This is a genomic window from Enterobacter cloacae complex sp. P2B (assembly GCF_014895985.1).
Taxonomy (GTDB): domain Bacteria; phylum Pseudomonadota; class Gammaproteobacteria; order Enterobacterales; family Enterobacteriaceae; genus Enterobacter; species Enterobacter bugandensis.
Window position 1 is genome coordinate 174,667 of the sequence record NZ_JADBQQ010000006.1, and the last position, 12,434, is coordinate 187,100.

The following is a 12,434-nucleotide window of genomic DNA, read 5'->3' on the forward strand; positions in this document are numbered from 1 at the left end:
CCGCTTTGCGGTTAATTGAAATGGAAAAAGTATGAAGAACTGGAAAACGCTGCTGCTTGGTGTCGCTATGGTTGCGAATACCAGCTTCGCGGCCCCCCAGGTTGTTGATAAGGTCGCCGCTGTCGTTAACAACGGCGTCGTGCTCGAAAGTGACGTTGATGGTCTGATGAAATCCGTGAAGCTCAATTCGGGCGAAGCGGGTCAGCAACTTCCGGATGACGCCACGCTGCGCCACCAAATCCTGGAGCGTCTGATCATGGATCAGATTATCCTGCAGATGGGTCAGAAAATGGGCGTGAAGGTGACCGACGAGCAGCTCGATCAGGCTATCGCTAACATTGCAAAGCAGAACAACATGTCGCCGGACCAGATGCGCAGCCGTCTGGCCTATGACGGCATCAGCTACGCTACCTACCGTAACCAGATCCGTAAAGAGATGCTGATTTCAGAAGTGCGTAACAATGAAGTGCGTCGTCGCGTCACGATCCTGCCTCAGGAAGTGGATGCGCTGGCAAAACAGGTGGGCAACCAGAACGATGCGAGCACAGAGCTGAACCTGAGCCACATTCTGATCCCACTGCCAGAGAACCCAACGTCAGATCAGGCTGCTGAAGCAGAAAGTCAGGCACGTTCAATTGTCGACCAGGCGCGTAACGGCGGCGACTTTGGCAAGCTGGCTATCACCTACTCTGCTGACCAACAGGCCCTGAAAGGCGGCCAGATGGGCTGGGGACGTATCCAGGAGCTGCCATCTATCTTTGCTCAGGCGCTGAGCACGGCGAAGAAAGGCGATATCGTCGGTCCAATCCGTTCAGGGGTGGGCTTCCACATTCTGAAAGTGAACGATCTGCGCGGTCAGAGCCAGAATATCTCCGTGACTGAAGTTCACGCTCGCCACATTCTGCTGAAGCCGTCACCGATCATGACTGACGATCAGGCGCGTGCGAAGCTGGAGCAAATTGCCGCAGATATTAAGAGCGGTAAAACGTCGTTTGCCAATGCAGCGAAAGAGTTCTCTCAGGATCCTGGCTCTGCGAACCAAGGCGGCGATCTGGGCTGGGCGGCTGCGGACATTTACGATCCTGCCTTCCGCGATGCGCTGATGAAGCTGAATAAAGGCCAGATCAGTGCCCCGGTTCACTCTTCATTTGGCTGGCATCTGATCGAGCTGATGGACACCCGCAACGTGGACAAAACGGATGCGGCGCAGAAAGACAGAGCCTACCGTATGCTGTTTAACCGTAAGTTCTCCGAAGAAGCGGCAACCTGGATGCAGGAACAGCGCGCCAGTGCTTACGTGAAAGTCCTGAGCAACTAATGAAACAGCATCGTGTTGTTATCACTCCCGGCGAACCCGCCGGGATTGGGCCTGACCTCGTTGTCCAGCTCGCCCAGCGCAGCTGGCCAGTAGAACTGGTTGTCTGCGCGGATGCAACACTGTTACAAGACCGGGCGAATCTGCTCGGTCTGCCCTTAACGCTCATCCCTTACGTTGAAGGCCAACAGCCCGCACCACAGCAGGCCGGTACGCTCACTCTTCTTTCTGTTCCCCTTCGTACACCCGTTATTCCAGGCAAGCTCAGCACGGAAAATGGCCACTACGTCGTGGAAACCCTTGCCCGCGCCTGCGACGGTTGCCTGAAGGGGGAGTTTGCCGCTCTGATCACCGGCCCCGTGCATAAGGGCGTCATCAACGAAGCGGGCATCCCTTTTACCGGGCATACCGAGTTCTTCGAAGAGCGCTCGCACAGCCCGAAAGTGGTGATGATGCTGGCGACGGAAGCGATGCGCGTTGCTCTCGTGACCACCCATCTACCGATCAAGGCCATTCCTGATGCCATCACCCCGGAACTGCTGCGGGAGATCATCGGGATCCTGCATCACGACCTGCAAACGAAGTTCGGCATCAAGCGGCCGCACGTTCTGGTCTGCGGCCTCAATCCGCACGCGGGTGAAGGGGGTCACATGGGTACCGAAGAGATCGACACCATTATTCCGGTGCTTGAAGAAATGCGCGCCAAAGGGATGAATCTCAGCGGGCCGCTGCCTGCGGACACCCTTTTCCAGCCAAAATACCTGGATAATGCCGACGCCGTCCTCGCGATGTACCACGATCAGGGTCTGCCCGTGCTAAAATACCAGGGCTTTGGCCGCGGGGTGAATATCACCCTCGGTTTACCCTTTATTCGAACGTCCGTTGACCACGGCACTGCGCTGGATCTGGCAGGCCAGGGGAAAGCGGATGTCGGCAGTTTTATTACGGCGCTTAATCTCGCCATCAAAATGATTGTTAATACTCAATGACTAATCGAGTCCATCAGGGCCACTTAGCCCGTAAACGCTTCGGGCAAAACTTTCTCAACGATCAATTCGTGATCGACAGCATCGTGTCTGCTATTAATCCGCAGAAGGGTCAGGCTATGGTCGAAATCGGCCCGGGCCTTGCCGCACTGACCGAGCCGGTAGGCGAACGCCTCGACGAGCTGACCGTTATCGAACTGGACCGCGACCTAGCCGCACGCCTGCAAACGCACCCGTTCCTCGGACCAAAGCTGACCATCTATCAGCAGGATGCCATGACCATGAACTTTGGCGAACTGTCGGAAAAAATGGGCCAGCCGCTGCGCGTGTTCGGCAACCTGCCGTATAACATCTCCACGCCGCTCATGTTCCACCTCTTTAGCTATACTGATGCCATTGCCGACATGCACTTCATGTTGCAAAAAGAGGTTGTTAACCGTCTGGTTGCAGGGCCGAACAGTAAAGCGTATGGTCGTTTAAGCGTGATGGCACAATATTACTGCAACGTGATCCCGGTACTCGAAGTACCGCCATCAGCGTTCACGCCGCCACCGAAAGTAGATTCTGCGGTTGTGCGCCTTGTGCCGCACAAAACGAAACCGTATCCGGTTAAAGATCTGCGCGTACTGAGCCGCATCACCACGGAAGCCTTTAACCAGCGCCGTAAAACGATCCGTAACAGTCTGAGCAATTCGTTTACCGTTGAGGTGTTAGCAGAGCTGGGGATCGACCCGGCAATGCGTGCGGAAAACATTTCCGTAGAGCAGTACTGCAAGCTGGCTAATTACATCAGCGAAAATGCGCCGCCGAAGGAGAGTTAAGCCATGATTGATTCGCCCCGCGTATGTGTCCATGTACAAAGCGTCTATGTTGAATCGCAATCCTCGCCGGATGAAGAGCGTTTTGTCTTTGCTTACACCGTGACCATTCGCAATCTGGGGCGGATGCCCGTGCAGCTGCGCGGGCGCTACTGGCTTATCACCAACGGCAATGGCCGCGAAATTGAAGTTCAGGGTGAAGGAGTGGTCGGTGAACAGCCCCACATCGCCCCTGGCGAAGAGTATCAGTACACCAGCGGCGCGGTAATTGAAACGCCGCTGGGTACCATGCAAGGCCATTATGAAATGGTCGACGTCGATGGCAATGTGTTCCGCGTTGCTATTCCTGTGTTCCGTCTCGCCGTAACCACACTCATTCATTAATCTAATGTCTACATATCTGATTGGCGACGTTCACGGTTGCTACGATGAACTGATCGCATTGTTAAAACAGGTCGACTTTACGCCAGGACAGGACACGCTCTGGCTGACGGGCGATTTAGTCGCGCGTGGCCCGGGCTCGCTTGAGGTTTTACGTTTCGTCAAATCTCTGGGCGACAGCGTGCGCATGGTGCTGGGCAATCACGATCTTCACCTGTTGGCCGTATTTGCCGGGATCAGCCGCAACAAACCTAAAGATCGCCTCTCTCCCCTGCTGGATGCGCCAGACGCGGACGAACTGATTAACTGGCTGCGCCGCCAGCCTTTACTGCAGGTCGATGAGGAGAAAAAGCTGGTCATGGCTCATGCCGGGATCACCCCGCAATGGGATCTTGAGACGGCTAAAACCTGCGCGCGTGACGTTGAGGCGGTGCTGGCGAGCGACTCGTACCCCTTCTTCCTTGATGCCATGTACGGCGATATGCCGAATCACTGGAGCGAGGATCTCAGCGGTCTGGCCCGCCTGCGCTTTATTACCAACGCTTTTACGCGCATGCGTTTCTGCTTCCCGAACGGGCAGCTGGATATGTATTCCAAAGAGACGCCGGAAAGCGCGCCTGCCCCGCTCAAACCGTGGTTTGCCATTCCTGGACCCGTGACAAGCGAGTACAACGTCGTCTTTGGCCACTGGGCTGCGCTGGAAGGAAAAGGCACGCCGGACGGGATCTACGGTCTGGATACCGGATGCTGCTGGGGCGGAGAGTTGACCTGCTTACGCTGGGAAGATAAAGCTTACTTTGTTCAGCCGTCCAACCGACAGCTGGACTTAGGGGGAAGTGAGGCCGTTGCCTCCTGAATCATTCCCTCTCCCGGGCGGGAGAGGGACATCACTTAACGACGTTCCAGAATCTCGAAGCAGTAGCTGTGGGAGTTCTGTGCATCCGCGTCGTGGAACTCGCTGAATACCGATTCCCACTCGTCCGGATCGTAATCCGGGAAATGGGTGTCCCCTTCCACTTCCGCATCAATGTGGGTCAGATACAGCTTCTGAGCCTTAGGCAGGAACTGCTCGTACACGCGGCCGCCGCCGATCACCATGATCTCTTCGGCGTCACCGCAGGCGGCAATCGCTTCATCAACGGACTTAACCCATTCGACGCGATCGTCAGTGCCCGGCTGGCTACTGATAACGATATTCTTACGGCCCGGCAATGGACGACCAATCGACTCCCAGGTCAGGCGGCCCATCACTACCGGCTTGTTTAACGTAGTACGTTTAAACCATGCGAGATCGGCAGGCAGGTTCCACGGCATGGCATTTTCCATACCGATAACGCGGTCCACCGCCAGCGCTGCAATCAGACTGATCATTGAAAATTTCCCGGATGCAAAAAATTGCCGCCACTATACGGAAAGCTTAATCTTTCGTCGACTGGCGGCAGAGTAAAGATACAGAAATTTTTTATTATTGCTGGCAACTCCACTTCACGCGGAAGGTTTACTCTCGGGCTCGTCAGCCGGATCGCCGGTATGCTTGCCCTCTTCCGTGCCCTGCCAGCCATGACGTTGGATCAGCGACAGGTGATTGCGGTCCTCGTTAATGATTTCTGTCAGCATGGCGCTGGTGCGTTTAAACACCGCCGCACGCTCCGTGGCCGTACTGCCGGCCATCGCCGCCATCTCTTCCACCATCCCGGTGTTAAAGCGGCGGAACAGGTCCGCACGTTCGCGCGCTTCATACGCGCCGAGCCCCAGATTCTCCAGCGCCAGGCGGCCAGACTTCAGCGCGCCTTCGAACGTTTCACGCTCCGGCGCCTCTACGCCCGCCTGACGCAGCCGGATGTAATGATCCACATCGCGCGCGCGGGAGATAATGGTCAGCCCCGGAAAATGCTCTTTTACCAGCTCCACCATCTGCATGCTGGTCTCAGGATCGTCAATGGCGTTAATCAATACCTCAGCTTTTGCCGCCCCGGCGGATTCCAGCAGATCGACGCGAGTCGCATCGCCGTAAAACACCTTCATATCAAATTTACGCAGGGTATCGACATGGTCAGGATCGTGATCGAGAATCACCATTTTCACCCCGCTTGACAGCAGTAAACGCCCGACGATCTGCCCGTAGCGACCAAATCCGGCGATGATGACGCGCGGCTGCTCCTCATCGATCTCGTCGGCTTCGCGCTCCTGCTCGCTGCCTGATTTTTCCAGACGCGTCAGCACCACCAGTAGAACAGGCGTTGCCGCCATCGAAAGCGCGACCGCCAGCGTCAGCGCTTTCGCCCACTCGGGATCGAGCACGTTTGCCATCTGCGCGGCACCAAAGACCACGAATGCAAATTCGCTCCCCTGACCCAGCAGTACGGCAAACCAGCGGCGCTGCTTGTTCGGCACCTTCAATGGACGCGCAATCAGCCACAGCATCACCATTTTAATCACCAGGAAACCGACGAGCAGGATGACGATCCGCAGCGGGTGCGTGACCAGCGTGCCGAAGTCGACGGACATCCCCACGCCGATGAAAAACAGCCCCAGCAGCAGCCCTTTGAACGGCTCGATATCGCTTTCCAGGGCGTGACGATATTCAGAGCTCGCCAGCAGAACGCCTGCGAGGAACGCCCCCATCGCCATCGACAGTCCGGCTTCCTCCAGCAGCAAACCAAAGCCAAACACCAGGAACAGCGCCACGGCGCTGAACACTTCGCGCAGGCCTGAACGGGCAACAAACCGCAGTAACGGGCGGGTCACGTAGCGGCCAAGCAGGACCACCAGCGCCAGCGCCCCCACGACTTTTAATGCCGACAGCGCAAACGCCCCCAGCGTCGTGGACGAGCCGCTTGCCGCCAGCAACGGGATCATCGCCACCAGCGGAATAGCGGCGATATCCTGGAACAGCAGCACCGAGAACGCGCTGCGTCCCATCTGCGAGACCGTCAGATTTCGCTCGTTCATCGCCTGCATGGCGATGGCCGTCGAGGAGAGCGCAAGCGTCATGCCGATAAGCTCCGCCACTTTCCAGTCCATGCCCAACAGGATGCAGAACCCACCGAGCAGCAGGCCGCAGGCCACCATCTGCAGCGCGCCTCCGCCAAATACCGAGGCGCGAAGTTTCCATAACCTCTGCGGATCCAGCTCCAGACCAATCACAAACAGCATCAGCACGACGCCAATTTCAGCGAAATGGAGGATCGCCTCCGCATCCGTTACCAGTCGAAAGCCCCAGGGCCCAATGACGCAGCCCGCAATCAGGTAGCCAAGAACCGACCCCAGCCCCAGACGTACCGCCACCGGCACAATCAGCGCCGCCGCGCCGAGATAAATCAGCGCCTGTATCAGCGTATGGCTATCCATGATGCGTCTCCTGCCACTCAAGCAAGCGTTGTTTATAATGGCGAGCCTGCGCCTGCAGCGTTTCATCGTCGCAAACAAAGGTGCAATGCATCGCAAAAGGCGGGAGCCAGTTCAGCCCGCAGTAAAGCGCCGTAGCCTGCAGCGGCTGCGCCAGAACCTCAAAACCCGGGAAGGAACCGATATCAAAGTGACTTTCTCCTCCGCCCGTAGTGACCGCCCACATCAGACTTTTGCCTTTTAGCGCATGGCCGTTGTGGCCATACGCCCAGCCGTGAGAGAAGACCTTATCGATCCACAGTTTCAGGAGTGGGGGCGTACTGTACCACTGCATAGGATGTTGCCAGATAATCAGATCGGCACGGGTTAGCGCCTCCTGTTCAGCGGCGATATCAATATTAAAATCGGGATAGAGTTGATAGAGGGAACGTATCTCTACGTTATCCAGCGTCCTTACCTGCTCAAGCATCCGCTTATTCGCATGCGAGTGCTGCGGATAGGGATGGGCATAAATTATAAGAATCATTGATTAGCCTGTTGTTACTGCCTTCTTTTAACAAAAGAGTGTAGTCAGTAATTCAACAGGCTAATAGTGAATATTATTGACGGGCTTACGTCAGAATTCTGAATTAGTTATCCAGCTCGCCCATGGATTTCACCTGGTCGCGATTAATCTGTTCAGTTTGACCGGTTTCGGCGTTTTTGTACGACACCAGGCCGGTATCGTCATCCACCTGCGGTTTCCCGTCGGTGACAATCGTTTTGCCATCGGTGGTTTTTACGGCCTGATTGGACGAACAGCCCGCGACGGTAAACATTGCGGTGGCAGCCAGAACGGAAGCGATCAGTAATTTATTTTGCATGGTGTTTTCCCCTGCTCTCAGTTGAATTTTCGTTATCGACCTAACTATTTTAGGCTAACTGACTGAAAGCGGATGAAAAACCAGAAGGTTCTTAAGATGGGAAAATTGCCCGGTAACCGAACGGTACCGGGCAATGGGGGTTACTTGCTAATCTGCGCGTGCATTTCCTGCACCGAAATCACCTTTTCGGTGGCATCCGCATTCAGCGCCATCGCTGTTGCGAAACCGCCGTTCAGGGTGGTGTCGTAGTGCACTTTGTATTGCAGCGCGCTGCGGCGAATCAGCTTGGAGTCTTCAATCGCCTGGCGTCCTGCGGTGGTGTTGATGATGTAGGTATATTCGCCATTCTTGATACGATCCTGAATGTGCGGACGACCTTCATGCACTTTGTTCACCAGACGCGGGTTAATACCGGCTTCACCCAGCACAATCGCCGTACCGTGGGTTGCGTCCAGCTCGAAGCCCTGTTTCAGCAGCTTGGCGGCCAGGTCAACCACGCGCTCTTTATCGCCTTCGCGAACGGAGAGCAGCGCACGGCCCGATTTTCTCATGGTAGAGCTGCTGCCCAGCTGCGCCTTGGCAAACGCTTCTGCGAAGGTGCGGCCCACGCCCATTACTTCCCCGGTCGAGCGCATCTCTGGCCCTAACAGCGGGTCAACGCCCGGGAATTTGTTGAACGGCAGCACCACCTCTTTCACCGAGTAATACGGCGGGATGATCTCTTTGGTTACGCCCTGCTGAGCCAGCGTCTGGCCAGCCATCACGCGCGCCGCCACTTTCGCCAGCGGAATACCGGTCGCTTTAGAGACGAACGGTACGGTACGCGCCGCACGCGGGTTGACTTCAATCAGATAAACTTCGTTGTCTTTCACCGCGAACTGAACGTTCATCAGGCCACGAACCTGCAGCTCAAAGGCCAGCTTCTGCACCTGCTGGCGCATCACGTCCTGAATTTCCTGGCTCAGCGTGTAGGCCGGCAGAGAACAGGCGGAGTCACCGGAGTGCACGCCCGCCTGCTCGATATGCTCCATGATGCCGCCAATCAGCACCATTTCGCCGTCGCAGATGGCGTCAACGTCCACCTCAACCGCGTCGTCGAGGAAGCGGTCAAGCAGTACTGGCGCATCGTTGGAAACGCTCACCGCCGTCTGGAAGTAGCGACGCAGGTCGGCTTCGTCGTAGACGATTTCCATCGCGCGGCCGCCCAGCACGTAGGAAGGACGCACCACCAGCGGGTAACCAATCTCCTTCGCCTTCTCAACGGCCATTTCAATGGCCGTCACGGTGGCGTTCGCCGGCTGCTTCAGCTTCAGACGGTCAACCGCCTGCTGGAAACGCTCACGGTCTTCCGCGCGGTCAATCGCGTCCGGGCTGGTACCGATAACCGGTACGCCAGCCGCTTCCAGCGCGCGCGCCAGCTTCAGCGGGGTCTGACCGCCGTACTGCACGATAACGCCTTTTGGCTTCTCGATGCGCACGATTTCCAGCACGTCTTCCAGGGTAACCGGCTCGAAGTAGAGACGGTCAGAGGTGTCGTAGTCGGTAGAAACGGTTTCCGGGTTACAGTTGACCATGATGGTCTCGTAACCGTCTTCGCGCAGCGCCAGCGAGGCGTGTACGCAGCAGTAATCAAACTCGATGCCCTGGCCGATACGGTTTGGACCGCCGCCCAACACCATGATCTTGTCGCGGTCGACGGACGGGTTCGCTTCGCACTCGTCTTCATAGGTGGAGTACATGTACGCGGTATCGGTCGAGAACTCGGCCGCGCAGGTGTCCACGCGCTTGTAAACCGGGTGCAGGTCATACTGGTCGCGCAGCTTGCGGATTTCCGCTTCGCGCACGCCCGCCAGCTTAGCCAGACGCGCATCGGCGAAGCCTTTACGCTTCAGCATGCGCAGGAAGTCTGCGTCCAGGCCGTTGATGCCCAGCTCCGCCACTTTCTCTTCCAGACGCACCAGCTCTTCAATCTGCACCAGGAACCAGCGGTCGATGTTGGTCAGGTTAAATACGCCGTCGACGGACAGGCCCGCGCGGAAGGCATCGGCGATGTACCAGATACGCTCTGCGCCCGCGTCTTTCAGCTCGCGGCGGATTTTGGTCAGCGCTTCCGGATCGTCCAGGCTCACTTTCGGGTCAAAGCCGGTGGCGCCCACTTCCAGACCGCGCAGCGCTTTTTGCAGGGATTCCTGCTGCGTGCGGCCAATCGCCATCACTTCACCCACAGATTTCATCTGGGTCGTCAGACGGTCGTTCGCGCCCGCGAATTTCTCGAAGTTAAAGCGAGGAATTTTAGTCACAACGTAGTCGATGGACGGCTCGAAGGACGCAGGCGTGCGGCCACCGGTGATGTCGTTCATCAGCTCGTCGAGGGTGTAACCCACTGCCAGCTTCGCCGCCACTTTCGCAATCGGGAAGCCGGTGGCTTTGGAGGCCAGCGCGGAGGAGCGGGACACGCGCGGGTTCATTTCGATAACAATCAGACGGCCGGTTTTCGGGTTCACCGAGAACTGCACGTTAGAACCGCCGGTTTCCACGCCGATTTCACGCAGTACCGCCATCGAGGCGTTACGCATGATTTGATACTCTTTGTCGGTCAGCGTCTGGGCTGGCGCAACGGTGATGGAGTCGCCGGTGTGGATACCCATCGCATCGAAGTTTTCGATGGAGCAGACGATGATGCAGTTGTCGTTTTTATCACGCACCACTTCCATCTCGTACTCTTTCCAGCCAATCAGCGATTCATCAATCAGCAGCTCTTTGGTTGGGGAGAGATCCAGACCGCGCTCGCAAATCTCTTCGAACTCTTCGCGGTTGTAGGCGATACCGCCACCGGTGCCGCCCATGGTGAACGATGGACGGATGATGCACGGATAGCCCACTTCAGCCGCAACGGCCAGCGCCTCTTCCATGTTATGCGCAATACCGGAGCGCGCGGTGTCGAGGCCGATTTTCTTCATCGCCACGTCAAAGCGGCGACGGTCTTCTGCTTTATCAATCGCGTCGGCGGTCGCACCAATCATGGTGACGCCAAATTCAGCCAGCACGCCCTGACGCTCCAGCTCCAGCGCGCAGTTCAGCGCCGTCTGGCCGCCCATGGTTGGCAGCACCGCGTCCGGGCGCTCTTTTTCGATGATTTTACGCACCACTTCCCAGTGAATCGGCTCGATGTAGGTGGCATCCGCCATTTCCGGGTCGGTCATGATGGTGGCCGGGTTAGAGTTAACCAGGATGACGCGGTAACCCTCTTCGCGCAGCGCTTTACACGCCTGCGCGCCGGAGTAGTCGAATTCGCAGGCCTGGCCGATGACGATCGGGCCAGCGCCAAGGATCAGGATGCTTTTTATGTCTGTACGTTTTGGCATGGTCTTCTCGGCTCCTGATTATTTAGCGGTCTTACGGTATTGCTCGATAAGTTCGATGAAGTGATCGAACAGCGGCGCGGCGTCGTGCGGGCCCGGGCTGGCTTCCGGGTGGCCCTGGAAGCTGAACGCTGGCTTATCGGTACGGTGGATACCCTGCAGGGTGCCATCGAACAGTGATTTGTGCGTCACGCGCAGGTTAGCTGGCATAGAGGCTTCATCGACGGCGAAACCGTGGTTCTGCGCGGTAATCATCACCGTATTGTTATCAATGTCTTTCACCGGGTGGTTACCACCGTGGTGGCCGAACTTCATCTTGACGGTGTTCGCACCGCTCGCCAGCGCCAGCAGCTGATGGCCGAGGCAGATGCCGAATACCGGGATGTCGGTTTCCAGGAAGGACTTGATGGCGTCGATAGCGTAATCGCACGGTGCCGGGTCGCCTGGGCCGTTAGAGAGGAAGATGCCGTCTGGGTTCATCTTAAGCACCTCTTCAGCGGAGGTTTTCGCCGGTACCACCGTCAGGCGGCAGCCGCGGTCAACCAGCATGCGCAGGATGTTGCGCTTGGCACCAAAATCATAGGCCACCACGTGGAACGGCAGTTCGTTCTCTTTTTTCGCTTCCGGCAGGTCGCCTTCCAGCGTCCAGCTCCCCTGCGTCCAGCTGTAGGCTTCGGCGGTAGTCACTTCTTTCGCGAGGTCCATACCGTTCAGGCCCGGGAAGGCTTTCGCTTTTTCCAGCGCCAGCGTCGCATCGAGGTTATCCCCTGCGATGATGCAGCCGTTTTGTGCCCCCTTCTCGCGCAGCAGACGCGTTAACTTACGGGTATCGATATCGGCAATCGCCACGATGTTATGGCGCTTCAGGTAAGAAGAGAGGTCTTCAGTGTTGCGGAAGTTGCTGGCAATCAGCGGCAGGTCGCGAATGACCAGGCCTTGCGCATGTACCTGAGAGGATTCTTCGTCAGCCGCATTGGTGCCGACATTGCCGATATGAGGATAAGTAAGAGTAACGATTTGGCGAGAATAGGAAGGATCAGTGAGGATTTCTTGATAACCGGTCATTGAAGTATTGAAAACGACTTCCCCAACCGCCGAACCCGTTGCCCCTATGGCCCGACCGATAAACTGGGTTCCGTCTTCCAGAACCAATAGCGCTGACTTAATCAAAACACCCTCCAGAGAATATTCACTCACTTTATTTGCATATTAATTCATGACTATGTCATAGATCAATGCAAATGTGTTGCCAGCGGATTTTTGGCAAACGGCGGCATTCTGGAGATTTGGTGGGTAAAAGTCAACTTAAAACGGATATTTTGTTTATTCTTTTGCAGGACTGGAAGCTTGAATAGGATTTA

11 protein-coding genes are annotated in these 12,434 nt (G+C 56.7%); 5 read left to right on the forward strand and 6 right to left on the reverse strand.

From position 1 onward, the window contains the following. The first annotated feature begins 31 nt into the window (after window positions 1-31). Genes surA through apaH form a run of 5 tightly spaced genes read left to right on the forward strand, consistent with a single transcriptional unit; the run spans window position 32 to window position 4,356 of the window. Entirely contained in the window at window positions 32-1,318 is a 1,287-nt protein-coding gene (surA, locus tag IM313_RS06000) for a peptidylprolyl isomerase SurA (protein WP_028015481.1), read from the forward strand. Beyond that, window positions 1,318-2,304, forward strand: a complete 987-nt coding sequence (gene pdxA / locus IM313_RS06005; RefSeq protein ID WP_192971598.1) for a 4-hydroxythreonine-4-phosphate dehydrogenase PdxA — start codon at window positions 1,318-1,320, stop codon at window positions 2,302-2,304. The genes surA and pdxA overlap by 1 nt, the downstream gene beginning before the upstream one ends. Then, a complete protein-coding gene (rsmA, locus tag IM313_RS06010; RefSeq protein ID WP_028015479.1) occupies window positions 2,301-3,122 on the forward strand; it encodes a 16S rRNA (adenine(1518)-N(6)/adenine(1519)-N(6))-dimethyltransferase RsmA in 822 nt (273 codons plus the stop codon). Before pdxA ends, rsmA begins: the two co-directional genes overlap by 4 nt. Window positions 3,123-3,125: 3 nt before the next feature. Then, window positions 3,126-3,503 (forward strand): Co2+/Mg2+ efflux protein ApaG, encoded by a 378-nt coding sequence (apaG, locus tag IM313_RS06015; protein ID WP_014882505.1) that lies wholly within the window; start codon window positions 3,126-3,128, stop codon window positions 3,501-3,503. Between the two features lie 4 nt (window positions 3,504-3,507). Then, window positions 3,508-4,356 (forward strand): bis(5'-nucleosyl)-tetraphosphatase (symmetrical) ApaH, encoded by an 849-nt coding sequence (gene apaH / locus IM313_RS06020; RefSeq protein WP_049137720.1) that lies wholly within the window; start codon window positions 3,508-3,510, stop codon window positions 4,354-4,356. Window positions 4,357-4,391: 35 nt separating this feature from the next. Here the strand turns inward: apaH and folA are convergent, their stop codons facing one another. From folA to carA, 6 genes are all read right to left on the reverse strand, one after another. After that, a complete protein-coding gene (gene folA / locus IM313_RS06025; RefSeq protein WP_006173915.1) occupies window positions 4,392-4,871 on the reverse strand; it encodes a type 3 dihydrofolate reductase in 480 nt (159 codons plus the stop codon). 114 nt (window positions 4,872-4,985) lie between these two features. Next, the gene (kefC, locus tag IM313_RS06030) at window positions 4,986-6,851 is read right to left on the reverse strand and encodes a glutathione-regulated potassium-efflux system protein KefC (protein WP_048999031.1); all 1,866 of its coding nucleotides are present in this window, start codon (window positions 6,849-6,851) and stop codon (window positions 4,986-4,988) included. After that, window positions 6,844-7,374, reverse strand: a complete 531-nt coding sequence (kefF, locus tag IM313_RS06035; protein WP_048999030.1) for a glutathione-regulated potassium-efflux system oxidoreductase KefF — start codon at window positions 7,372-7,374, stop codon at window positions 6,844-6,846. Before kefF ends, kefC begins: the two co-directional genes overlap by 8 nt. 103 nt (window positions 7,375-7,477) lie before the next feature. Further along, window positions 7,478-7,711, reverse strand: a complete 234-nt coding sequence (locus IM313_RS06040; RefSeq protein ID WP_003856439.1) for a YgdI/YgdR family lipoprotein — start codon at window positions 7,709-7,711, stop codon at window positions 7,478-7,480. A gap of 140 nt (window positions 7,712-7,851) precedes the next feature. Next, on the reverse strand, window positions 7,852-11,076 hold the full coding sequence (gene carB / locus IM313_RS06045) for a carbamoyl-phosphate synthase large subunit (RefSeq protein ID WP_041911263.1): 3,225 nt from the start codon (window positions 11,074-11,076) through the stop codon (window positions 7,852-7,854). Between the two features lie 18 nt (window positions 11,077-11,094). Beyond that, window positions 11,095-12,243, reverse strand: coding sequence for a glutamine-hydrolyzing carbamoyl-phosphate synthase small subunit (gene carA / locus IM313_RS06050; protein ID WP_041911264.1), 1,149 nt, complete (start codon window positions 12,241-12,243; stop codon window positions 11,095-11,097). Window positions 12,244-12,434: the final 191 nt, after the last annotated feature.

What these genes read in the sequence shown, in the direction of transcription:
- pdxA (WP_192971598.1), top strand. Translation starts at nt 1,318, where the DNA reads ATGAAACAGCATCGTGTTGTTATCACTCCCGGCGAACCCGCCGGGATT.
- apaH (WP_049137720.1), top strand. Translation starts at nt 3,508, where the DNA reads ATGTCTACATATCTGATTGGCGACGTTCACGGTTGCTACGATGAACTG.
- folA (WP_006173915.1), bottom strand. Translation starts at nt 4,871, where the DNA reads ATGATCAGTCTGATTGCAGCGCTGGCGGTGGACCGCGTTATCGGTATG.
- apaG (WP_014882505.1), top strand. Translation starts at nt 3,126, where the DNA reads ATGATTGATTCGCCCCGCGTATGTGTCCATGTACAAAGCGTCTATGTT.
- kefC (WP_048999031.1), bottom strand. Translation starts at nt 6,851, where the DNA reads ATGGATAGCCATACGCTGATACAGGCGCTGATTTATCTCGGCGCGGCG.
- carB (WP_041911263.1), bottom strand. Translation starts at nt 11,076, where the DNA reads ATGCCAAAACGTACAGACATAAAAAGCATCCTGATCCTTGGCGCTGGC.
- IM313_RS06040 (WP_003856439.1), bottom strand. Translation starts at nt 7,711, where the DNA reads ATGCAAAATAAATTACTGATCGCTTCCGTTCTGGCTGCCACCGCAATG.
- surA (WP_028015481.1), top strand. Translation starts at nt 32, where the DNA reads ATGAAGAACTGGAAAACGCTGCTGCTTGGTGTCGCTATGGTTGCGAAT.
- rsmA (WP_028015479.1), top strand. Translation starts at nt 2,301, where the DNA reads ATGACTAATCGAGTCCATCAGGGCCACTTAGCCCGTAAACGCTTCGGG.
- kefF (WP_048999030.1), bottom strand. Translation starts at nt 7,374, where the DNA reads ATGATTCTTATAATTTATGCCCATCCCTATCCGCAGCACTCGCATGCG.